The following is a 23,755-nucleotide window of genomic DNA, read 5'->3' as shown; positions in this document are numbered from 1 at the left end:
AGCGCAAAACGATTCCAAATACTTGCAGACCATGACGAATAAAAAACAAATTCAGACTAAAAAGATAAGTTTTATCCTCGCACTGTCCGTTATCATTTATGCGGCCATAGATACTTATCTTTTCCTTTGCCATGACATCAATATCATGCGCATAACGACTCCTGTCATCCTTGGACTGGTAATAGCTATCATATTGTGCGGGCTCCTGCACAATTTTTTCTATAAATGGCTGACAAAAAATCCTATCAACTTCTCTTTGGGCGAGCCATCTACCCCTATTGTAGAATCAGAGAACGCCATAGAATCTATAGATGCCACTGAAATACTGACCATCGAGCAACCGATGGATTTGCCTGAACAGGAGTCTTTTCCGTCCCAACTGTCGAATCCAAATACAGTAAACTCTGATTGTCCACAAGATTCTCATTTGAATAAATATGATTCCATATTGGTGGAACTAAAAAAGAAAGAGATTGAAAGGCAAGTGGAAATTATGGATGCGATTCGGGAATATGTAACCGTCAAGACTGCCCCCTATCTCTCCAAAGAGGATATTGCCACCCTTATTTTCAATATAGAGTATATGGCTTACGATCAACCTGAATCATATAAACCGATTCGTTCCAATATAGACAATCCGCTGAGGTCGCCTGGGCTTCGCCATTTGGCATGGAATGTCGGTGAACGCTTGGGAGTGCCCTTAGCGAAAAGAGCCGTTTTTATCAAGAAATCATTTCCATACGAACTCGTAAACGCGACCCTTGAATATCTCAGACTCAATTTACGGGATAATGTTCCAAGCCAGATTCCCATTGATGTACCAGATAAAGGCGACTATCGCTTCCATTTAGATGTAGATAATGATGACTCGCAATAAAAAAAAGTATGCAGACGAAATAATTAATCCGGTCTGTATTGTTCTGCAAGGTTTCATTGAGTTGGTTCGCAGCATGTTAAACGATTAAAATAGTCATAATATGGAAAAAGACCAACTGACATTCAACGACCTGCCGACTGTGGTAGGCGAACTATGCGACAGAATCGCAAGTATGGAAAGCCTGCTTACGGAGAAACTTTCCAAGCAGTACGAAACCAAAGAGAACACGCACGTCCCCATGACCGTACAGGAGGCTTGCAACTATCTTAAAATGCCGTTGTCGACCTTTTATTACAAGGTCAAGAAGGACGATATTCCGGTTATAAAACAAGGAAAGCATCTCTACATCTATCGTGACGAACTGGATAGATGGCTGGAATCTTCCCGGAAGAATCCGGTTCCGCAAAGTTTCGAGGACGAGAATGAGTCCTTGCTCGCCTCCCATCGCCGTAAACCGAACTCTAAAAACTGGTAGCGATGGAAAAGACGGACACTATTATTCTTTCTCCGGAAGAATTGGTCGCTTATATGGCGGAGTCAACAATAAGCGTAACAAGTACATACGAACACTCCCCGGTGGTTCTGATGGTGGACGATACTGTTATCGGAACATTGGGAAACTTCAGCGCTTCCATCGGGAAAGCCAAAAGCAAGAAAACTTTCAACGTTTCAGCCATTGTCGCATCGGCATTGAGTGGCAGCACCGTTCTTCATTACCGGTCTATGTTCCCTGAGAATAAGCGGAAGATTCTATATATAGACACAGAGCAGGGGCGGTATCATTGCCAACAGGTATTGAAACGCATCTTACGTTTGGCCGACTTGCCGGAATACAAGAATCCGGATAATCTGATTATGCTGGCTCTGCGCAAGTTTTCCCCTAAACTACGTCTGGCGATAGTCGAACAGGCCATTGGCACAATACCGGATTTGGGATTGGTCATCATAGATGGCATTCGTGATTTCCTTTACGACATCAACTCCTCCAGCGAATCTACCGACATCATCTCCAAATTCATGCAGTGGACGGATGACAGGCAAATCCATATCCATACCGTCTTGCATCAGAACAAGAATGATGAACATGCCCGTGGTCACATCGGCACGGAACTCAACAACAAAGCGGAAACCATCATGCAGATCGAAGTGGACAAAGAGGACAAGACTGTAAGCGTGGTCGAAGCCGTCCATATCCGTGACCATGAGTTTGAACCTTTCGCTTTCCGCATAAACGAGGAAGCCATGCCCGAATCGGTAGAGTCCTATCTGCCCAAAAAGAAGAAGACCGGACGACCAACCAAAGGACCGTTCGATCCGGACAAGGAGATTCCAAAGAATGTACATCGTCCAGCATTGGATGCCGTTTTTGCCAATGGAAACATCAGCAATTACGATGATTATATAGAACGCTTGAAAGAGGGTTACGGATTACAGGGTATAAAACTCGGTTATAACAAGGCGGTAAAGGTCGCAACATTGCTAAGCGACAAACAAATGGTTATAAAAGAAGGGAAAGATTATGCCTTCAATCCAGAATACCATTATTGAGTTCAACTTTACTTTATTGTCGGGGCGTATATATAAGAATAAAGCAAAGTCGGCAGGAAGACATCATGTGAGATATTCATATTCTCCCCTCTTTTAGAGGCTCATATCATCCTATGTTTCCGATCCGAGTGCCAGTTCACTATACGCATCCGATATGGCTTGCCGTGAAGCATCAACAGGTAACTGTTGCGAGATATGCCAATGTATAACCTCACTGCGTTACGGTTGTACATTGGCACTCTCGCTTGCTCAGTTCCCTCGCCGGTGTGGTACTCGCAAGCTCGCACCTATTCAACCATTATAAAACGATTCAAATGAAAGAAAATATTGTAAATACATCGGACTCTTCGAAAGAAACCAGAAACGTCTTCATCGGAGCGAAAGTCACTCCTACTCAGAAGGAACATATAAAATCACTGGCCGGACAATGTGGCATGACTGTAAGCGATTACCTATTGTCGTGTGCCTATAACTTCAAACCCAAAGCGAGGCTTACGAAAGAAGAAGCAGCACTGTTGCAGAATCTGGACGATTGTCGGTCAGACCTCGTAAAATACACCTCCGCCCTACACGGAATGTCCACAAAGCAGCGCATGGCAATGTTCAATCAGATTCCGTTTATGGTGGGCTGGCTGAAAGAATTAGGCAATGTAGCCGAAAGTGTCTGCCAGTTCCTGAGTGCAGTAAAAGAGAAGAATAAAACTCCGTCTAACCCAAAATCCGAAGAAGAATGATTGCAAAAGCCAAAGCCATATCGCACGGTATAAACGACATCCGTTACATTACCGGCGAATCACAGCATAAAAAGCATCCGGAGAAAATCTATCGGGTATTGGACAATCTGTTACCCTCAGAACCGGACGCTATGGGAATATGGAACTCCATGCAGTTGACCCTATCCCAATATCGGCCTATAAAGAATTCCATAATCAGAATAGAGTTGAGTCCATCGCCTGAGCATACCCAATTCTATGACATCGAAGATTGGCAAAATCTTTGGCAGGAATTCGCCGAGGAGTTCGACAAACTGGTGATTACCGGCAAGGATGGAAAAGTCCGTTCCCGTCCGACCAATTTGGCGGGTAGCAAATACTCGGTTTGGCTTCATACGGAATCTAAAGGCGAAGTTCCCCACCTTCATGCCGCGGTTTGCCGTTTGGATGAAGACGGCAATATCAACAACGACCACAACATTCATCTTCGTGCGCAACGTGCTGCCGAGCGAGTGGCAAAAAAACGAGGCTGGACGACTGCGGCACAAGTCCGAAATCGCAACATGCCACAAGTGAACCGAGACTGCATGAATGTATTGAAAGCAATGCCATCGTGGTCATGGGATGAGTACAAGAATGCTCTTATACGGAAAGGTTATACCGTCCATGAAAGAGAGGACAAGAAAGGTATTCTTCGTGGATATGCCCTCATGAATGGAAACACCAAATACAAGGCTTCAGAATTGGGAATCGGCAGGAACCTGATGGTCTCGAAACTTCCTGCGACATGGAAGAAACTGCACCATCAGCCAGCTACCGTCATTAGAAATAATACTCCCCAAACCGTTCAACAGGCAGCGATACATAAGGTTGCTCCTATTGACTATACCCAATATCTCACAGATTGTCAGGATATGATTTCCTATACCCTCAGTCATGAAGGAAAGGATTACAAATTCTATATCCCGGAAAAAGTACTTGACTGTTTCAATGACGAGTTTGATTACAGGTTTATTGCCAACTGTCAAGAACTTACCGATATGGCTGTAGCTATATTTGTCGGACTGCTTGATACGCCAAATGTAGCGACTGGAGGTAGTGGCGGAGGTTCGCAAAGCGATCTTCCGTGGAGAGACAAGGACGAAGACGATTTACAATGGGCTCGCAGATGCGCTCGTGCTGCCAGCCGCTTAATAGGAAAAAAGCCGAAAACAAGATTAAAACGCTAAGCCCATGAAAAAGAAATTTGATTTTTCCGCAGAAATGAGTGAAGTGGAATCCATAAAAACCACTCCCAAGAATGAATATCTGGAAGAAGAAAAACGACTACTCGATGTAAATGCCAAGGAACTTGCCAGCCTGAATAACAATGTATATAAGCTGAGAACAGAAGTTGAAAATCTGTCCGGTTCTATACGTGAGTGCAAACCTATTATTTCTGAAGAAATGCATAAGTTGGCAGTTGAATTTGGAGCCACACTTCTCTGCAATTTTCTTGGTCAGATTGAGAGCAAATGCAAGGAAGCCGAGCGAAGAATGAAGAAAGCCGACAATGCCATCCATATCCCGGCTACCGCATTCTACATCACAATTATAATACTGGTTGCCCTCTCTTCTTTTTTCGCCAGCATCATAATAGCAAATGTCGAGATTTTACACTCGGCATTGATTTGGAAGGCTGCTTTATGGACTATTCTGATTGCTACGGCTGGAATTACCATAATGATACTTCTTTCGAAAGTATTGAACAAGCCCAAATAGCAGATTACTACAAAGCGACGAGTCTTAAACCTGAAAATCAGGATTGAAACTCGTTGCTTTTTACTCTATATCATTCAATCAATATCCAAAGGGGGAGAATTACCATCGCTGAATCGGTCAAAGTCGGATTGAAACAGTTGGTCTTGAATAACCCTGTACTTTTCAAACTCTGTTTCTGCGAACTCTTTGGCAAATTCGGCTGACACGTTTCCGTTATCTTGTAATATCGGGAGGTCTGCCACATCAATGAATTTGTCAATACGCTTTGCCCAATCTTCCATTGTCATTGGAATGTGACGTTTAGCCATATTTTCTGCTATATCAAGAAACGCATTCACAATCCTGCCCATTGCTTCCAATTCGTTTTCTCGCAAATAGTTTTTGGCAATGGACACATCCGTTTTTACTATCTTCCCCTGCGGACCTTTCTCCCATGTAGTCAGTCCCATGTGTTCTCGTTCCGCATTGGCTCTATCAACAATCAGCTCGGCAGCCGTATGACCGTGCACCGCATAATGCATCTTGTTCTGAACCTTTTTGAAAAATGCACGCGTAGTTGGTGCATTGACATTATAATCAATACTGGTGGCATATATATCAGTGAGTTTCTGATAAAAGCGTCGTTCACTCAACCTTATCTCCCTAATTTCGGCAAGCAAATGTTCAAAATAATCCTCTCCGATAAACGAGCCATTCTCCATTCGTTTCTTGTCTATCACATATCCACGAATAGCAAACTGGCGAAGCACATATGTACACCATTGCCGGAACTGTGTGGCACGAGTACTATTAACCCGATAGCCAACACTAATGATAGCATCAAGATTATAGAATTTCAACTTACGATTTACTTGACGTTCACCTTCCACCTGAACAACCGAGAAATACTCGGTTGTTACCACTTGTACCAACTCTCCACTTTCATATATATTTTTCAAGTGAAGTCCGACATTATCTGTGGAGCAGTCAAATAATTGCGCCATAGCTTTCTGTGTACACCAGATAGTTTCATTTTGATACATTACCTGCACTCCATTTTCTTTTCCCTCAATTTGAAAAATCAGGAACTCTGCTGTACTATTTCGTATTTCTATATTTTTTGCCATAGCTCTCTTATTCTTTTAAGGTGACCTTTATTCCGAGATGTAAAACTTCAGAAACATTCTCGATAAAAGCCTTTTTCATACGATTGTTGCTATGGGTAATCAATAACCATCCTCCACCCAATTCTTTCTGACTTTTACCGTACTTTGCATCCCTTCGGTTTGAAATTACGGGTACTTTGCAGAATTTGAGATTATACTCTTCCACCACCTTGCGAACCTCAGCCACTCCTATTTTTTTGACAACATTTATAAGTGTTTCAACAGCAGTTTTCTCCGCTATTATAGTTCCGTCAGGAAAAACAACCGTCATATCTCTTGTCGGACCTCTTTCTATCTTTTCATCCAGACGAGAACCATTATTCCGATGTGTTACCTCCGGATCGAGCACCATCTCCTTGGCATCCGTCAACTCCGCTGCAAAGTTACGCTTACGGCTAAGATGAACGCTCAGGGGCTGTTCCGGCACATAATCCACAACTAAAACAAGTTCACGCTTTACAGGTTGCAAAGCCGGCTCTATTGTTTTGCTTAACACCGGAAGAATCTCTTTCTTGATAATTTCTTCTTCTAACTCATTTGCCTCTTGAATAAGATCTTCATTAATAGACAAACCTAATTCCTTTAGGTTTTCCATTGTCTGATATAGTTTGCTTAATCTGCTCATAACTTTGATTTTTAACTACTGATTAAAATGATTTTCTTTATCGTTTCCACATTCACCGTTTCTGTAGTGGAAATACGATGCGGACAAAGACCAAACTTTGTGAGCAATCGGTCTTTGAGGGCATCCCGTGATTGCTGTACATCGCTATTCTGGTGAAAATGCCAACCATCAACCTCAATCGTTTGAAGTGGTTGTTTAGTGAGCGAATTGTAAATAAGGAAATCTATATGAGAAAACGGACTTTTTGCAAAAGCCTTTTCTTCTTCACTAAGCAAACTCCAATCGCTAATCAATCGAGAGAGCGGATAATGACATAATATTTCAGCGTTAATCAAATTCAAATCAGCAATAGCTTTTACCAAAACCGTATAAACAAGGTTTTCAGATAGATGGTTCGATACCGAAGGATGGGCAGCTTCATACGCCAAACGTTCTGCAGTGTATTGCTTATAGAGCAAATCAAACACAGAGTGGAGTTTGCTTTCCTTGACCTCGAAATTATTGTATTGTATATAGGCTATAAGCTGGGCAAGATTCGATTCTTTCGGCAGCTCATTGCCATTGGTCACGATGCACAAACGAGTCTTGGCACGTGATATGGCGACATTGAGCAAGTTGGCATCGTCGGAAAACTCCGTTGGTTCGTTGTCTACTGTGCTTATGATGATGCTATCGCACTCCCGACCTTGATATTTATGTACCGTACTGGCAATATCATGCCCTAATGCCTTATTTGTTTCTTCCGCTTGGTTGCGATAGGGAGTAATGATGCCCACGCTATCCATATACTTATATTCAGGCATTACCTCCTGTATGATGACATCAATCTCTCGCTGATTGAAATGCTCTCTCGCATGATTGCCTTTAGTGGTACGGACTACCTGCAACACATTCTCTTCGCCGTTGTCAGTGGTCATGGCCACCAGCTCACCATTATAAAACCGTTGATTGCAGAACTCAATAATCTTGGGATGGCAACGATAGTGCTCCCGCAGCAACGTGACAGGAGCTTCCGTGAATACCTCCACACATGATTGCAGAAAGCTATGCGTCATAGCGTTGTATCTGTCATCTACATTATAGGTTGTCTGAATTGCATTTAGAGCAAGTGCTTCTTCACGGCTCACTACATTAGGTAATTGTTTGTCGTCACCAACAATCACGGCATTCATCGCACACGAGAGTGCCAATGCTCCGGTCTTAATGTCTACTTGTGACGCTTCGTCCATAATCACATAATCAAATACCATATCCTTACTGATACAACTTTTGGCAGAATAAGTGGTGCTGAGTACGACAGGATATTCTTTCAAGAACTCCTCTGTTTTGGGCTTGATGTCCCTAATAGAGAACCTTTTCCTTTCGCTGGTTCCATATCGTTTGGCAATCTTATTCTTCAAAATTTGCAAGGAAGAGGAACGCAGATCTTTTACAGACTGGTTAATATCAATGGATTGAAGCGTATGGACTATGAAGCCCAATTCTTGCTCGATTTCAGCCTTACGAGAGAAATAGTAGGCTTCTTCCAATCCAGCTATCACTTCGGTAACTTTACCGTTAAGGAACGAGAATATCTTCATTCCCATAGCAAATGACCACTTCAAACGAAACCAAAAACTGAGCTTTTGCTCCTTCTCTACCTTCATTTGGTAAAGGTTGAGCAGCGTTATCAGTTTGGCAGATGGTTTACCATGAAGCCAGTTGTTATCAGTACTGTTTGCGCCTAATAGCGCATTATATTTGCTCTCTTTCAGCAACGCATCATATTCCGTCTTTAGTTGAGCTTGACGTAACTGCCCGTCAAATCCTTGTGACACGTTTTGGAGAGAATCTTTCGCCAATTGATATATTGTTGATTTGTCCTCAATATTCCAATCTGTCATATCAGGATAACCTACTTGATTGGCAATAAACACCTCTTTATTTTTCGTACGACCGAGTTTGGCTACTATAAAACCAAGTCCTTCGCTCTCCAATTTTTCTGCTACATTCTCTACGGCAGAATTGTTGTTAGACACAACAAGCACTGTTTTTCCTACCATAAGCAAATTGGCTATGATGTTGAGAATCGTTTGCGTTTTACCTGTTCCCGGAGGTCCTTGTATGATGCTTACTTGATGCGTCAATGCCTTCTCCACCGCAGACTTTTGGCTGGCATTGCATCCGAAAGGATAATAAACCTGCTTTGGCAAGCGATATGTTGCTAATTTTGACTTGTCACCAAGATATTGAGCCAAAGGAACATTGTCGCGCATTGTATCTACCAATTCATACTGCTTGGATAAGATATTATCTTCATCCTCTGTCATCAGACCTGTTTCAGCAGCCAATTTACGAAGATATTCCCAAGTAGATCCACCATTTTTGTCAATGGGAGTACGAGTGATATAGACATCATTTCCCTCAAAGTTCTCATAGTAACCATTGGGATAGGTCACTCGATAGAATGTATGACGAGTGTCAGAAAACCGCAATACTTCTGCCACATTGTTGATGTGCTTATTCTTGATATACAATCCTTTTTCGCTGAAATCTATGGTCTCTGGATCGGTAAAATATAACAGACGGGCTTTGTTGTAATTGAACACACGAGTAGATGACGAGAACCGAACAGCCCAAAGACCGTTCTTGTTCTCGCTGATAGAGGAAACTTGCTCGGTGATAAACATACACTTATCGCCACATCTCTCTAAATCTACTATCATGTATAACTGCGAATCCATAGCAAAAGTGCCAAATTTTTATTTCTTATCTTTTATAAGTTTCCAATATTTTGCCAGCATCCAAATTTCTGAAGATTCGTTACCATTAGCTTCAGCTAACTGCTTGATTTTCCTCTTAAAATCATCAGGTTTTTTGAATGAAAGCATCTGTCTGTTTTTATTAAGGATACTAATTATTGCATCATCTTCTAACACCTCTGTAACTAAAAACTTAAACAAGTAATCCTGATAAGTCTCCAAGTCATTCCCTACATATTGGAAAATCCAAGGGGCTAATGCAATTACCTTTCCTTTGGTTGACTGATTTGTGTTGAATTTATTTAGGGTATCTATAAAGAAATTTTTCACGTCACAGCCTTGTACGTTACATATAGACAATAACTTACCAACAATGTCTTGGTTTGCAATGGCAGTATTATTAGTTACACAACTATTTATCTGCTCTTTTATCGCATCAAACAAGTTTTGATTAATTTCCGGATGATACATGACATAATAATCGGCTAAAGTGTGCGAGTTTTTCAAGTCATCACACCAAACCTCTTGCGATTTGCTTTGCAAGGTTGAATTTAGAGCATTTAATACTGCAACTGATAAATCATTTTTTACATTAAGGCAGTCTTTTATTAGTTCAGGAGAGAAAACATCTTCACCTTTATAGTTAGTAGACCATCCAGCAAGTTTAGTCAACAAAGCCTTGGCTTCAAGTGAATAATGAGCTTTTATAGATGTATAATTTTTCAAGCAATTTGTGATTGATGCTCTACTATGAGCATTATAGCTATTGGTCAAATGTCTTACAACACTATTTGTTAGTTTACTATCATATGAACTATAACTTACTAATAGATCACCATAATTGATATACCATTTAATGGTGTTTGAGATAGAAATAATATCTTGGTCAGAGGGTGAAGATAGCATTATAGAATATGGGCTGTATCCTCTATACTGGTACGAACCGCATTTGGACATACCAATGCATATTAAATCATAGAATATTGGATTCTTACTATCGATGCTACCCAATATATTATAGATAGCCGAGTCGGCCATTATAGAATCTGCATTATCTATATAGGATCGAATCTCTTTCAGGCGTTCAATACATACTCTAACATCATCTACGTTGTTCCCAGAGGATTTTAGATTTTCGAGCAGTTTTTTCTCAAAGCGATTCAATTTATATTCATCAGCTAATGTCTTATTGATAAATATGGATTTCCAATCCGAAATGCTTAAATCAGAAAGGTATTCGTCTAAATCTTCTTCAGGACAATAATATCCATAGTCATTGTATGAATCTTTCGTGATTTGAGTAAGTTTCACGAACAATGCAGGTGATATTTGCCATAAACATTCAAGGACACAATCTAAATGAAATGAGTCTACTTTCCGCAAGGCATCAATGCCTTGTATATAAGTCTGGCAATCAAAACTATCTTCCTTTATGCTTTGGTATTGTTTAATCAGCATAGAAATATAGTTTTTCCTACCTGTTTGTGATATATGAGAAAGTAAGATTGAGTGGAAAGGTTTGTAACGTGTGAAGTCTGCTTTTAATGAGTGAATACGATGGTATAGACATTGCCAAATATAATCGAGAACGCCTTTCTCAATATTAGATAAATCAGCCTTTTCGAGTGCTATTGTCGCATTCTCAATGTTAGTGACATCTAGAATAGCTATTTCTGCAATACTCTTAAAGGTAGAGTTATCTTTGGCTAATTGGTTAATTGTCTCCACTTCATTATTATCGAGAGCTGTTTTCATCTGCCGAGTAAAAACAATATCCATTGATTTCTCTACAGGTAGCTGATAATGTATAGCCGACATAAATTTAGGCATATCGGTATCATTACTATAAAGGCAAGACAAATTCCCTAAAAATGAAGGAGACAAAAGTTCTATTGACGGTTTAGCTGAAATTTCATCCTTGCCAAAAATGTATAATGCTAAGTATCTATCAGGAATAGATAAATCAGAGTTAAACTTCAATGTAATTAGTTCGTTTATAAAAGCAATGATGTTGCGAGGTGTAATTTCTGGGGTCATAGCATCATATATTTGCGTAACCTCCTTATCTGGAGAAGCTTCTTTACCAAAGGCATCTTTCCATTTTTGATAGAAAAATGCTTTCCAATCAGACATGATGGGAGGAGCTACACGATGTACCACACTAAATGTCTTGTTAATAAAGTCATTGCCGTAACAATGGCTATTATCGGTATTATCTTCCGATTTGAAGGCATTTATGATATGTGAGCAGTCAAATGGAACAATTATAACAAGATTATCAAAAGACTCTTCTGCAAAAAAAGAGTGTATAGCAGCCCAAAACTCTTGTACTTTAGCAATAGGAAGCCTATCCATGTTGTCAAAAACAAGGATTACTTTTTTGCTATCCCTGATACTCCCATCTAACTGATGCATCCATTCCTTAAATTGTGAAGATGAAGGTTCTTTTTCAGAAATCACTTCATAAGTTGATTCTTCAGAAATTTTACCCTTGTACACAAGAAATAATTCCTCAAAGTAAGACGAGAATGATGCGGTTCCAGTTATTCCATATTTTTTATCATCGCAATGCTTTTTATAAACAACATAAACGATACCAACAATGTAAGGTATCATAGACGTAAGAATCTTTCCCAAAACACATTTGTCTGGAACTAAAGAAACAAGCCAATTGATTAGTGGGGTTAATGCCACTAATAACATGCCGACTTTAATAGTTGTGCTAAGTCTAGGAACTTTTTTGTTATGAGTGCTTTTCTTTTTGGAAAGAAGTTCGTTAAGTTTTAGTTGCCAAGAGTTATCAAGACATTCATAGTCAGTAATCAGAGATTTTGTTATTTCCTCTAATATGGTACGACGTTGTAAATCGGAACTGTGCCCCCAAGCATCATAGGTGATAAATGGAAACATTTGTTTCTTTTTATCACTTATCCCTGCATTGAGTTCATTAGAAATGAGCTTTACTAAATTTGATTTACCTGATCCCCATCCACCATCAATTCCAATCATTTGGCAATGGTTACCATTTTTAATCTGTTGAGCAATTCTTTTAGATATTGCTTCATGAGATTTACCTATAAATAGGTCTTCACCAACAGGTGTCGTTCTTAAATACGAAGGATGCTCTGTAATCATGTTCCTATTCAAAGAATCAAATACCATGTAGGGAGTGGCTCCTCTACATGGATGATTGTGTTATTTCGTTACCGCATTATACAAATCCTGATACGTTTTCACCACGCTATATACCACTTCGCCTGTACTGATGGCTGCAAAGTGACGACGGGCACATTCAATCTTGGCATCTTCGGCTTTTCGCAGCTGGGATGCTTCGATGTCGTTACCTTTGGTTTCTGCCACAAAGTAAACGTGTTTCACGCTACCTTCGCGGAAGGCAACTGCCCAGTCGGGGTTGTATTTACCCATGGGGGTATTGATATAGAAGCCTCCCGGCAGCTTGGTGTAAACCACTACATCGTCCTCTTTTTCCAATGATTCGGCAAAGGAACGCTCAATACCTTGGCTATCAACTACCACTAAATCATACAGCGATTTCTCGCTTTCGATAGCGTCCTTGCCCAATGTACCACGAAGTGTTGCTTCCTCAAAGATGTCGCTATCAAACGTATTGTTGCGCTTCTCATAGCGGATATGCTGTATCAGGGAGATTGCCTTACAATCGTTAATGATACGTCCTGCCTTGATGATAAACTCTTCGGGGTTGAGCTTGAATTGATGGAATGTGGTGGGTTTGATACCTTGCAAAATGGCTACAATGGTTCTTCGAGTTAGGCCGGTAGCTTGCACCAATTCGCCTACGAGGTCGTATGTAACACCACTTCCAACAGCCTCCTTCACATGGATAGTTCTTACTTTGGCTGCCGACATAGCTGTGCCGACTTCCAATTCCTCGCGGTCGCGAATTCCCTCTATACCTCCGCTTTCCACCACGATGCGGATTTCCGTTACATTCAGATGTTTGTACAGTTCATCAATTGCGTTCTTTATCAGCTTCGAGGTGTCGAAGTTTACATTGTAGTATGTGCGTGTGTTGATACGCTTCCATAGTTCCTGCCACTCCTTCTTGTGGAAGTTGTCGGCATTGAATTTTGCCTCTTTCTTTTCCCTTCCGTTTGTAGGTTTCACACTATCCGGGTCAAATACCTTATCCAGTTGCTTGATGATAAATGATTTCAGTTCGTTTGCCTCGCCAAAATCAAGCTGTCCGGCTTTCTTCTCATCAAAATACTTCTGAGTGAGTTTCCCCTTCTTGATATACCCTTGGGTAATCAACTCTTCGTGAATATCTACTGCCTGTTGTGTGGAGATTTTTACTGTTGTTCCATCTTCTGTTTGCGCCATTGCATCGGCAAACAGATTGGCAGTCACTATCACAGGGCGAGTATCGCAAGCCTCGGCTATTTCTTTCTGCAACTTCTTGGCAAAGTCGTCATAGCTTTCGCTGGCGATAACTGTGAGTATGTTGATATTGAACACAGTATCGCCTAATACATCGGTATCCTGGCGTTCACCTTTGTCGTTGACGCAAAGACGCATACCGCGTCCCACTTCCTGCCGCTTCTTTATCTCGTTGGCAGTATCTTTCAGCGTACAAATCTGGAACACGTTGGGATTGTCCCAACCCTCCTTCAAGGCAGAGTGAGAGAAGATGAAACGCACCGGACACTCTTGGCTCAGCAGACGCTCCTTATCTTTCATAATCAAGTTGAAACCACGCTCTTCGTTTTCACCTTCCTTGCTTTTCGATTCCACGCTGACACCTTTTTTATCCACGGAGAAATAACCGTCGTGAATGTTGTCACACGCATTCTTGGGGTCGGACAGGAAACGCATATAAGCTCCATCCGTAAATGTAGGCATCATTTCTTGTAAGGCTCTCTGGTATTCCTCCTCAAACATCTTGGCAAACTTTCCTTTCTCCACACCCTCTTTGCTGTATATGCGGTAGCTATCCACATGGTCGATGAAGAACAGGGAGAGCACCTTGATGTGTCTGGGAAACAACTGGCGTTCACGTTCCAGATGTGTTTTGATGGTCTCACGAATCTGCATACGGCGCACCAGTTCTTCGTTGGCAGCACCTACGATGTCTCCTTCATGAAGCGTCAGTTCGTTCAGGAAATGAATGGTACCGGTCAGTCCGTCAATGCGTTCTACAATGTAGTTGTCTTCGTATTCTTGCAGTCCGCCACTTTGTTCTTTCAGGTTGAAGCCTTCGCCTGCCAAGCGAATGACATGGCGGGTACCGTTATTGGTTTTCATATCGAAACCGATACGTGCCTGCGGATTGCCTTTGCCGATAACGATTTCATCTAAATAGACATAACCGTTGGTAGCGGTGGAGCCTAATTGGTGCACACCTCGCACTTCCACTTTTTTCACCAACCGCTTGTTATAGGCATCAATGGCATCCAGTCGGAATACCATGTTGTAGATGTCGTCCTTGCGATGAGTGGCACTATACAAGACCTTGAACAGGGGATTGAACAGCTGTATGCCCCGTCGGGTGGCGTTGCCCTTGTCCGTACCCAACACACTTTGCGGTTCATCAATGATCATGATGGGATTGGTCTTGGCAAGGATGTCGATAGGACGACGTGATCCAAACTCATCCCGTCGGGAAAAGATGATACGTGCGACAGCGTCTCCGCTACGTCCCTGTATGTTCTTCTCTTCGTTCATCGAGGCATTGAATGCTTGCGTGTTGATGACCATCACGTGAATGCCGTTGTCTTGGGCAAAGCCATCGATCTTGGAGAGCTGCTTGGAGTTATAGATGAAGTATTGCATCCGTTTGCCATACTCTCCGGCAAAGTGTTCCGCCATACTTTCAAAACTCTTGAACACACCCTCGCGAATGGCAATACTGGGTACCACGATAATGAACTTACTCCAGCCGTAGCGTTGGTTCAGTTCATACATTGTCTTGATGTAGGTATAGGTTTTACCTGTACCGGTCTCCATTTCCACCGTAAGGGTTAGTCCCTCGCCTTGTATATGTTCGATAGGCTTCAAGCCTTGCGCCATCTGTATGGTGCGAATGTTCTCGCACAGACTTTCACGGTCGAGCACAATGGGGGCGTTGCCAAAGCCTTCTACCTTAAAACCTATATGGCCTTTGCCTTGGTCTATCAAAAAGTTGCTCAGTCCATCTCTCTTCGGTTGACCTTGGAACACATCCGTCACACAGCGAGTAGCTTCAGCCTGAAATCGTTGGTGCTTGTATTTAATTTTCATTTTTGTCTCCTTTTTTACCTATATTGCCAATTCGCTTGATGGAGTCCAGATAATCTTGTTCCACATCACTGATAGTGCGTTGTTTGTATTTGCGATATTCATTGGTAGCATGTTCCATAGCTTCCGTGTGCGACACCTTGCCGGAATCTAATAGCAATTGTTCTCCCGACATGGTAAGAATCCTATCCAAATAGTTAGCCCAATCGTTCATTGTCATTGGTTGCTCTCGTTCTGCCTGACGCTCTGCAAAGTCCAAATATCCAGATACCAACTGCCCCATAGCACGAAGTTCCTTCTCATCCAAATAATTCTTGGCTGTGCGAGCTTCTGACAGAGTAGGCTGATTCCCTTTGAATGTAAGCAATCCCATAAAATCCTTTTCGGCATCGGCACGTTCCACAATCAGTTCGGCTGCCGTATGGCCGTGTATGGCATAGTGTATCTTGTTCTGCACTTTCTTGAAAAACTCTTGCGAAACAGAAGCTCTTGGGTCATAGTCGATACTTGTGGCATATATTTCCAACACTTGGCGGTACAGCACCTTTTCTGTGGCACGGATGTCCCGGATGCGCTCCAACAGCTCTTTCCAATAGCCACCGCCTCCAAGTTGTTTCAGTCGTTCATCGTCAAGAGCGAAACCTTTAATCATATATTCTTTCAACCGCTGCGTAGCCCATTGACGAAAACGGGTTGCTATGATAGAACGTATGCGATAACCAAGGGCGATAATCATATCCAGATTGTAGTATGCAGTCATATATGATTTACCGTCGGAGGCAGTTGTTCGGAATTTCCGAACAACTGAATCTTCCTGTAATTCACCCTCTTCAAATATGTGCTTGATATGCTCGCTTACGTTCGACTTACTGGTTTGATACAGCTCGCACATTTGCGCTTGCGTAAGCCACAAGGTCTCGTCTTCTAATATTACATCTATTTTGGTCAAGCCTTCGCTATCCGTATAGATGAGTATTTTGTTGTTCTCTTCCATAATCGCGAATTTAGATAACCTTGATATTCTTGAAGGCTTCATCATCGGTCCAGTCCATCAGTTGCTTAAATTGCTCGTAGATGTTTATCTTTTGGTCATCTTGGGCAAAGCAGGAGTCACGGAAGAGCACACGCAGCGGAGTTTTGTCGGCCATCGCCGCCACCACATTGTCGGTGATTCTCTCGGTAAAGCAAGCCACTAAGTCACCATCGTTCACAGTATAGATGGTGCAGCCGTCCACCTCTTCTTGCGTCATTGGCAGGTCGAGTGTTACGCCCCAGGCAAGCATAGCCCCAAAGAGCAAATCAAGGTCGGTGCGGTCTTGCTTGATGTTATCTGCAAACAAATTGAGCTGGTCTTGCTGGTAATCATTGGGAGAGATAGATACTTCTTCGTAGTTGCTTTCATCCAATCTGAACACACGGAAGCCGGTATCGATATTTTGTGTAGTAAGCGGAGAATCAGCTTTGATTTTTGCACCGGCACGACGGATACGCTCTTTGGCTGCGTCACAAATAGTTTTGAATCCCATTTTATAACCATCACTTGATTCTGAAAAATCTTCTTCAAGTTGCACCATTATAAATTGTCTGCACCCTCCATCAAGAGCATTCTGTTCCATTACGGCATGTGCAGTTGTTGCAGAGCCAGAGAAGAAATCAAGAATAATACTATTACTATCTGAATATAGAGAGATTATTCTTTTTATCAATTCTACAGGTTTAGGATAATCAAAAACTTTTTTCCCGTCAAATAATTTGGCTAACTTTTGAGTAGCACCTTGTGAATGATCTACTTCGGTGTACTTCCAGATTGTCATAGGTGTAATACCCGTTTTTCTGAGTTCAGATAGAAAACGTTTCATTGCAGGAACGCTATTTCCATCAGGTCCAAACCAAATTCTATTATCTTGGAGTCTCTCACGAAAAGCTTTTCGTGAGAGCCTCCAGCTGCGCCCAGCTGGAGGCTCTACATTACGCCCGGAGGGCGTTGTAATAGTATATATATTTTCTTCTACGGCTGGTCCCACAGACAAATCACTTGCTTTCCAAACACCTCGAGGATCATTGTCTGGATTAGTATAGCGATTATCAGCTTCTGAACTTCTTGCTATACCTTTACATACAGCAGAATCTAGATTTTTAGCATAACATAACACGTAATCATGTGAAGGGGAGAAATGTTTCATTAAATTAATTGGAGAATAAGCTCGCTCCCATACGATTTGCGCCAAGAAATTGCTACTGCCAAATACTTCGTCACAAATATTTTTAAGGTTTCTCTGCTCATTGTCATCAATCGAAATAAAGATAACCCCATCCTCCGTCAGCAGAGAACGTGCGACCAACAGACGACTATAAATCATCGAGCACCAGTCCGAATGAAACTTACCATTTGTATCGGTGTTCTTGCGGAAGCGGTTACCCAGTTCGTCCACACTGCCGGCTTCGAGGTCTTCTTCGGCGGCAGTACGGGCAAAGTCATCGTGATACACAAAGTCATTGCCCGTATTATAAGGCGGGTCGATATAAATCATCTTCACCTTACCCATGTACGAGCGTTGTAAAAGTTTAAGCACTTCAAGGTTGTCGCCCTCGATATAGATATTCTTTGTGTTGTCCCAATCCATGGAATCTTCCACCACCGGGCGTAATGTCTTATCGGTAGGTTTGGCAGCCTCCGCACGAGCGGCGTTCTTACCCACCCATGTAAACTGGTACATTTCGCCCTCGCCATCTGTGGCATGGTCGCCAAGCAACTGACGAAACACCTCAAAGTTTACCTTTCGGGAAATTGCACCCGTCTTGTCATCACGTACTTCGGTAAATGCAGAAGGTGCAATCTGATAGAGCGCATCAAGATTGAGTTGCGTTCCGTCCGCGGAGTTCAAATCCAAATGTTTTAATATGTCAGTCATATATTTTATTTCTTAATTGTTTTCTAATGTTTTAAGTACCTCTTCCAACTTAGCAATCTCACGCTTCAAGGCACGGGCTTCACTGTTGAGTTCCATCTGTTTGGCAAACTGCCTTTCATTCCGTACACGCTTCTGCAAGGCTTCCGCTGCCCGTCGTTTACGAGCCAATTCATCTTGCAATGCCATAATCTGCTTCGTGTCAGCGGCATTGGTCGTACCAAATCCGGAAATCTGACCGGCAAACGCTTCGTAGATATTATCCAGTGACGACCCTGCAAGTTCTAACTTCACCTTTGCCAATGGCATCCATTCTGTGCGGAAAGTCTTCAAAATGTTGAATCGTGTTTTGTTCGCATCTACCCATTCCTTGTAGTTGAGCAACAATCGGCCACGGTTGGCATATTGCAACACAAACACCACATGGCGAGGCATCTGGCGGTCGATGGCAAGAAACACATCATCGGGCATATCCTCCGCTTTGAGCGTCACCAAGAACATCACGATTTCATGCACCGTCTTACCCGTATCCACATTCATGGTGGATGGAGCTAACTTATAGAGCCATTGTATACGTTCCACATCTTCCACAAATCGCATCTTCAAGCGTGTGTTAATCTCCAAATGCTTGTAAAAGGCTGTCTTGGGCACCAATCTGTCCACGTGCGTGGAGGTGGGGTAGTTAAGTATATTGTCCATTTTGTCTCATCTAATTAACCTCATTATTATGATGCCGTTCATACGAATCCCATAAAAAGCGCACGAGAGTTGTACTACTTCCAATCGCTAAACTAGCATGACGAGATTCAAGCCCTTTATATGAACTGGACTTGCCATGTCCGCTACCATACAGATTTCTCAGTTCTGCAACGCCTTGTGCAATAGCTTTAAGATTACCGAGAATAGCCTTTATAGACTTAGCTCCTTTAACATCATCAGAGATGTTTTTAGGCATCAGATGAAAATGTTTGAAAGTTTCATCAACAAGACGTGGAACTTCCCAATCTTTATCTACAGTACAGCCTTCAAATTCAAGTATTGTTTTACAACAACTTTCAATTAGTTCTTTAGCCTTACCAATTGCTTCTGTTGGATTTCCGTCCTTCAGATTGAGCATTAAATCAATTTGGGCTGATATGTAATCGCTGTCAAAAGCTTCTTTTAAAGTTTCAGCCGTAGCGGTCATAACCATTGTACCACCTGCTTTATCAAGTATGCTACGGCATTTTTTGTAAGCAACCGCACGGCTTTTACGATTTTCTTCATCATGTTCCTTCATTGAAGAAAGTTCGTAATATCTGATTAAATCGCTAAGTAGCTTTATTTTATCTTCGTATTTTGTATCATTGATATATGCTATCAGAGATTTGCCCTTTGAAAGTCTATATGTTTCACAAAGCGGAACACCTATGCTTTTATAGGTAAAAGCATCAAAATCAGCTGTACTAAAGTCCAGGACATAACCACCTTCATTTAAGAAGTTGACCATAGTACCTATTTCTATATCAGATAATTTCATTTCTCTTTAATTATTAAGAAGGTTATCAACTCAAAGTCGTCCAAACCTTTAATTTCTCCATGCAAGGCTGTTGTCTCACCCACAGAGAAAAGGCTCTCAATGTCTGTCTCTTCCTTAATGCTTACGATGCTGTCAATAGCTGTTTGGAGCAACGTGTTGTACTTGGTCATGCGGCGGCCGTCTTGCGTTTCACGGTTGACCGCAGCACAGAGCACACGGTCATAGTCATTTTGGTTCTTACACAGCGCACGCATGATGTCGAGCAGTTGTTTAGGGTGCAGATGGTCGCAAATAACCTCTCCATCGTCTGCCAGATAGACCATGTAGAAAGGATGCAGTTGATTCTTACGGTCAATATTAACGGCATTGTTGCGATTCTTCAACACAAACATCACGCCCGGTTTCGCCAATTCGGAACCGGCTACCACCGCATTCAATCCGAAAGGTGCATGTTCAATATCCGGATGTTCCTTGACATATTGCAGGAGGTCAAGCCGAAACTCGTTCAATCCCAAATCCATGATATTGATACCGGTGTCCATATCTTCTATGTCGACCACTTCATTCTGCAACTTTTTTAATTGTCCAAGGCGATATTCCAAATCGGCTTCTTCGCCCATAGAAAGCGGATTGCCAGTACCTGCTGCGGTAAGGATGGTGGCTTTCATTCGGCTTTCGACACGTCCTTTGAGCTGAATATAGTCGTCAAGTTCCATATCCGGCCAGTAGTTGACAAGCTGGATTTGTTTGTTCCGGCTACCGATACGGTCGATACGCCCGAAACGCTGGATGATGCGTACGGGATTCCAATGAATGTCATAATTGATGAGGTAGTCGCAATCCTGTAAATTTTGGCCTTCGCTGATACAATCAGTAGCTATAAGTACATCAATCTCACCCGTGGCATTGGGAAAGAGGGCTGAACGGTCTTTCGACAAAGGTGAAAAATAAGTCAGCACATTATTGAACGACATAGGAAACTTCGGCAATGTGCATCTTCCATCGGTAGAGCCGGTGATAAGAGCCGTATCAAGTCCGCAGGTTTCCTTTATCTTCGTGGATAACTGCTCATAGAGATAATTGGCTGTGTCGGCAAATGCCGTAAATATAAGCACTTTCTTGTTACCTCCGTTTATCGGGTTGCGGAACTTATGTTTCAAATCCTCGATAAGCATCTGCAACTTACTGTCGTGTTCGGGCGTAATGTCCTTCAACATCAGCAAGAGCAGGTCTAACCGTTCAAAATCGGCTTCAAGATCGCGTCGCCAACTCACATAGTCCATGTCAGCCAATGAAATCTTCGACTTCTTGGTGGCAAATGGGTCGGTGTCGCCTTCGGATGAGTCCATATCATCAGTGAAAGAAGATACATCAATGGTTGCACCGGAATGTTTCTTGTCGTATACATCTATCAGTTCCATTGTCTGCCGAATGTACTCATGGATGCGGTTAAGCGTCAGTCGGAAAGAATTGACCGAACTTTCTAGACGTTTCAACAGGTTGGTGGCCATGAGCTTGCGCAAGCCTTTCTCACGACCGTCAATAGACAGACCTTCACCATCGTAGTCGATACTGTAACCACTACGGGCACAATCGAAGAGATAAAGCGAAGGGGTGTATATGGAAAGATTTAGAGCATTGAGTTGCTCGGCAATATCCTTGAAATTGATGGCATCGCCCAAGTCCGTCAAACGCGGACGACGAGACAAAGGGGCAAGCCGCTTAGGAAACTCGCCAATATCTTTCGTGTCGTAATACTTGATGATATGACTACGACTACGTGCGATGGTCACGGCATCGAGCATCTGAAAAAAGTCAAACTGAAGACTTGACAGCAATCGTTCCGTAGTCCGTTCGCTTGGCTCCAACTTAGCCCAACGATTATAGGCAGTCTGAGCAGACTTGAATATGTCGTCAATGTTGCGGTCTAGTTCGAGGGCTTCGTTGATATTCTCCACACGCCCCTCGTATGCCAGTTGTAACTGGTTCTTCAAATCGCCGAATCGGTTGTTGACAGGAGTTGCTGACAGCATGAGTACTTTCGTTTTCACACCCTGACGGATGACACATCGCATCAATCGCTGATAACGGTTCTCCTTGTGGCGGTCTGTTTCTACGAGCGTATCAAAATCCGCTTCATCCTCTTCGTCCACATTACCACCATTGCGGAAGTTGTGGCTTTCGTCAATTACAATCAAATCATAGTTTCCCCAATTCACATGCTCCAAGTCGAGGCCATTACTCAAACCACGGTCGCGTGAAAGGTCGGAGTGGAAGAGGATGTCATACCTTAGCCGATCGGCAGCTACGGGGTTGTTTTTGTAATTGGCACGGAAAGTCTGCCAGTTGTCATTCAGTTTTTTAGGGCAAAGTACAAGCACCGACTTATTACGGTTCTCGTAATACTTGATAACCGCCAATGCCGTAAAGGTCTTGCCAAGACCTACTGAATCGGCAAGGATGCAACCATTGTATTTTTCCAACTTGTTGATGATAGCCAGCGCAGCATCACGTTGAAAGTTGTAAAGCTTATTCCAAATGACACTGGTCTTGAAGCCCGTGCGCTCATTGGGTAACACATCTTCGCTGATGTCTTCCAAGAACTCGTTGAAAATATTATAAAGTGCGATGAAGTAGATGTATTCTGGAGCATTTTCCTGATATACAGTGTCTATGTACTCCAATATACGCTTCGTTACATCCTCAAACTTCTCATCATTGTTCCACTGCTCATTGAAAATATCCAAGTAGGCACTTGCTGTTGGTGAAGGCAATACATTGACTACATTATATACATTAGCACCACGCTCACATCCCAACTGTGTGGTGGTAAACTCATTGAATGGAATATAAACCTGCTGGGTGTCATTGTTGATGTGCATAAATCCACCCATCTGTTCTTGCGAAGCATTGGAACGGAATTGCACTTTTCTGCGAATCCAGTCGGCACATTCTTTGGCAATGGCTTTCTGTGACAACTGGTTGCGCAGACGAATTTCAAAGTCCGTACCATACAAATTGCGCTCTCGGTTAAGTTTAGGGATGAAAAACTCTCGTTTCTCTTTCTTTGATTTGTCCTTGATGAAAGTAGGAGACGTGAAAATGAAACGCAATTGCTCCACCTGCTCCAGTTCTTCTTTCAATGCTTCGTAGGCATAAATGGAGAATGAAGCCGCAGCAATAGACACACAAGCACCTTTGGATAACCGTCCCTTGAGGTCATCCACAACACGCTCACTTATGTTGTTTATCAACTTAGGTTGTTCCATTCCTCTATTCTTCTTTTGTATGACAAATTAATTTGTGTATATCCACATCCAAAACTTCTGCTATTCGTGCCAATGTGTATAAATCGGGTTGTGAATGATTGTTGCACCACTTTGATACCGTTGCCGGATCTTTCTTCAAAGTTTTAGCAAGCCACTTACTCATAATCCCCTTTTCAGCTAAAACAGCCTTTATACAATTCAAATTCGCCATACTGTATTCAATTATAGATTGCGTCAAATGCAAAATTACATATTTTATTTGGTTCGCGAGCATGATCGAAGAAATAAAATCCTATATCATAGTATTATGGCAAAAGAATTTAATGAAAGGTGATGTGAGAATGGGATTTATTTGCTAATTTTGCATTGCTTTTGAGACAATATAAATATTAA

The 23,755-nt window shown here is 42.2% G+C and carries 17 protein-coding genes; 6 read left to right on the top strand and 11 right to left on the bottom strand.

Going from position 1 to position 23,755, the window contains the following annotated elements:
- Window positions 1-31: 31 nt before the first annotated feature.
- The 6 genes from BF9343_RS05250 (at window position 32) to BF9343_RS05225 (ending at window position 4,899) form a co-directional block, all read left to right on the top strand.
- The gene (locus tag BF9343_RS05250) at window positions 32-877 is read left to right on the top strand and encodes a hypothetical protein (protein ID WP_041926182.1); all 846 of its coding nucleotides are present in this window, start codon (window positions 32-34) and stop codon (window positions 875-877) included.
- Window positions 878-977: 100 nt separating this feature from the next.
- Window positions 978-1,352, top strand: coding sequence for a helix-turn-helix domain-containing protein (locus tag BF9343_RS05245; RefSeq protein ID WP_010992342.1), 375 nt, complete (start codon window positions 978-980; stop codon window positions 1,350-1,352).
- A 2-nt stretch (window positions 1,353-1,354) separates the two neighbouring features.
- Window positions 1,355-2,425: an AAA family ATPase gene (locus BF9343_RS05240; protein WP_010992341.1), complete on the top strand. Its 1,071-nt coding sequence runs from the start codon at window positions 1,355-1,357 to the stop codon at window positions 2,423-2,425.
- A gap of 314 nt (window positions 2,426-2,739) precedes the next feature.
- Window positions 2,740-3,159 (top strand): plasmid mobilization protein, encoded by a 420-nt coding sequence (locus BF9343_RS05235; RefSeq protein ID WP_010992340.1) that lies wholly within the window; start codon window positions 2,740-2,742, stop codon window positions 3,157-3,159.
- Complete coding sequence (locus tag BF9343_RS05230; protein ID WP_010992339.1) at window positions 3,156-4,367, top strand: hypothetical protein; 1,212 nt, start codon at window positions 3,156-3,158, stop codon at window positions 4,365-4,367. The genes BF9343_RS05235 and BF9343_RS05230 overlap by 4 nt, the downstream gene beginning before the upstream one ends.
- 4 nt (window positions 4,368-4,371) lie before the next feature.
- Window positions 4,372-4,899 (top strand): hypothetical protein, encoded by a 528-nt coding sequence (locus tag BF9343_RS05225; RefSeq protein WP_010992338.1) that lies wholly within the window; start codon window positions 4,372-4,374, stop codon window positions 4,897-4,899.
- Between the two features lie 74 nt (window positions 4,900-4,973).
- Here BF9343_RS05225 and BF9343_RS05220 read toward each other — a convergent pair whose 3' ends face one another.
- Genes BF9343_RS05220 through BF9343_RS05170 form a run of 11 tightly spaced genes read right to left on the bottom strand, consistent with a single transcriptional unit; the run spans window position 4,974 to window position 23,573 of the window.
- On the bottom strand, window positions 4,974-6,005 hold the full coding sequence (locus BF9343_RS05220) for a virulence RhuM family protein (RefSeq protein WP_010992337.1): 1,032 nt from the start codon (window positions 6,003-6,005) through the stop codon (window positions 4,974-4,976).
- 7 nt (window positions 6,006-6,012) lie between these two features.
- Entirely contained in the window at window positions 6,013-6,669 is a 657-nt protein-coding gene (locus tag BF9343_RS05215; RefSeq protein ID WP_010992336.1) for a hypothetical protein, read from the bottom strand.
- Between the two features lie 11 nt (window positions 6,670-6,680).
- A complete protein-coding gene (locus tag BF9343_RS05210; RefSeq protein WP_010992335.1) occupies window positions 6,681-9,392 on the bottom strand; it encodes an AAA domain-containing protein in 2,712 nt (903 codons plus the stop codon).
- Between the two features lie 18 nt (window positions 9,393-9,410).
- Window positions 9,411-12,545: a P-loop NTPase fold protein gene (locus tag BF9343_RS05205; protein ID WP_061430038.1), complete on the bottom strand. Its 3,135-nt coding sequence runs from the start codon at window positions 12,543-12,545 to the stop codon at window positions 9,411-9,413.
- Between the two features lie 60 nt (window positions 12,546-12,605).
- Window positions 12,606-15,668 carry a restriction endonuclease gene (locus tag BF9343_RS05200; protein WP_010992333.1) on the bottom strand — a complete coding sequence of 1,021 codons (3,063 nt, stop codon included), beginning with the start codon at window positions 15,666-15,668 and terminating at the stop codon, window positions 12,606-12,608.
- Complete coding sequence (locus BF9343_RS05195) at window positions 15,658-16,659, bottom strand: virulence RhuM family protein (RefSeq protein ID WP_010992332.1); 1,002 nt, start codon at window positions 16,657-16,659, stop codon at window positions 15,658-15,660. Before BF9343_RS05195 ends, BF9343_RS05200 begins: the two co-directional genes overlap by 11 nt.
- A gap of 10 nt (window positions 16,660-16,669) precedes the next feature.
- Window positions 16,670-18,577 (bottom strand): site-specific DNA-methyltransferase, encoded by a 1,908-nt coding sequence (locus BF9343_RS05190; protein ID WP_010992331.1) that lies wholly within the window; start codon window positions 18,575-18,577, stop codon window positions 16,670-16,672.
- A 12-nt stretch (window positions 18,578-18,589) separates the two neighbouring features.
- Entirely contained in the window at window positions 18,590-19,273 is a 684-nt protein-coding gene (locus BF9343_RS05185) for a DUF4391 domain-containing protein (RefSeq protein WP_010992330.1), read from the bottom strand.
- Window positions 19,274-19,283: 10 nt separating this feature from the next.
- Window positions 19,284-20,093: an abortive infection family protein gene (locus tag BF9343_RS05180; RefSeq protein WP_041926181.1), complete on the bottom strand. Its 810-nt coding sequence runs from the start codon at window positions 20,091-20,093 to the stop codon at window positions 19,284-19,286.
- Window positions 20,090-23,362 (bottom strand): helicase-related protein, encoded by a 3,273-nt coding sequence (locus tag BF9343_RS05175; protein WP_010992328.1) that lies wholly within the window; start codon window positions 23,360-23,362, stop codon window positions 20,090-20,092. The genes BF9343_RS05180 and BF9343_RS05175 overlap by 4 nt, the downstream gene beginning before the upstream one ends.
- A gap of 4 nt (window positions 23,363-23,366) precedes the next feature.
- The gene (locus BF9343_RS05170) at window positions 23,367-23,573 is read right to left on the bottom strand and encodes a helix-turn-helix transcriptional regulator (protein ID WP_025819225.1); all 207 of its coding nucleotides are present in this window, start codon (window positions 23,571-23,573) and stop codon (window positions 23,367-23,369) included.
- Between the last annotated feature and the right edge of the window lie 182 nt (window positions 23,574-23,755).

The sequence above is a fragment of the Bacteroides fragilis NCTC 9343 genome (assembly GCF_000025985.1).
GTDB classification, from domain to species: Bacteria; Bacteroidota; Bacteroidia; order Bacteroidales; family Bacteroidaceae; genus Bacteroides; species Bacteroides fragilis.
The sequence above is the reverse complement of the archived record's forward strand: the minus strand, read 5'-3'. Positions and strand labels throughout refer to the sequence as shown.

Bases quoted from the DNA above. Each gene is read 5' to 3' on its own strand.
- BF9343_RS05215 (WP_010992336.1), bottom strand. From the start codon at position 6,669: ATGAGCAGATTAAGCAAACTATATCAGACAATGGAAAACCTAAAGGAA.
- BF9343_RS05225 (WP_010992338.1), top strand. From the start codon at position 4,372: ATGAAAAAGAAATTTGATTTTTCCGCAGAAATGAGTGAAGTGGAATCC.
- BF9343_RS05210 (WP_010992335.1), bottom strand. From the start codon at position 9,392: ATGGATTCGCAGTTATACATGATAGTAGATTTAGAGAGATGTGGCGAT.
- BF9343_RS05240 (WP_010992341.1), top strand. From the start codon at position 1,355: ATGGAAAAGACGGACACTATTATTCTTTCTCCGGAAGAATTGGTCGCT.
- BF9343_RS05220 (WP_010992337.1), bottom strand. From the start codon at position 6,005: ATGGCAAAAAATATAGAAATACGAAATAGTACAGCAGAGTTCCTGATT.
- BF9343_RS05230 (WP_010992339.1), top strand. From the start codon at position 3,156: ATGATTGCAAAAGCCAAAGCCATATCGCACGGTATAAACGACATCCGT.
- BF9343_RS05175 (WP_010992328.1), bottom strand. From the start codon at position 23,362: ATGGAACAACCTAAGTTGATAAACAACATAAGTGAGCGTGTTGTGGAT.
- BF9343_RS05205 (WP_061430038.1), bottom strand. From the start codon at position 12,545: ATGATTACAGAGCATCCTTCGTATTTAAGAACGACACCTGTTGGTGAA.
- BF9343_RS05200 (WP_010992333.1), bottom strand. From the start codon at position 15,668: ATGAAAATTAAATACAAGCACCAACGATTTCAGGCTGAAGCTACTCGC.
- BF9343_RS05170 (WP_025819225.1), bottom strand. From the start codon at position 23,573: ATGGCGAATTTGAATTGTATAAAGGCTGTTTTAGCTGAAAAGGGGATT.
- BF9343_RS05195 (WP_010992332.1), bottom strand. From the start codon at position 16,659: ATGGAAGAGAACAACAAAATACTCATCTATACGGATAGCGAAGGCTTG.
- BF9343_RS05185 (WP_010992330.1), bottom strand. From the start codon at position 19,273: ATGGACAATATACTTAACTACCCCACCTCCACGCACGTGGACAGATTG.
- BF9343_RS05245 (WP_010992342.1), top strand. From the start codon at position 978: ATGGAAAAAGACCAACTGACATTCAACGACCTGCCGACTGTGGTAGGC.
- BF9343_RS05190 (WP_010992331.1), bottom strand. From the start codon at position 18,577: ATGACTGACATATTAAAACATTTGGATTTGAACTCCGCGGACGGAACG.
- BF9343_RS05180 (WP_041926181.1), bottom strand. From the start codon at position 20,093: ATGAAATTATCTGATATAGAAATAGGTACTATGGTCAACTTCTTAAAT.
- BF9343_RS05250 (WP_041926182.1), top strand. From the start codon at position 32: ATGACGAATAAAAAACAAATTCAGACTAAAAAGATAAGTTTTATCCTC.
- BF9343_RS05235 (WP_010992340.1), top strand. From the start codon at position 2,740: ATGAAAGAAAATATTGTAAATACATCGGACTCTTCGAAAGAAACCAGA.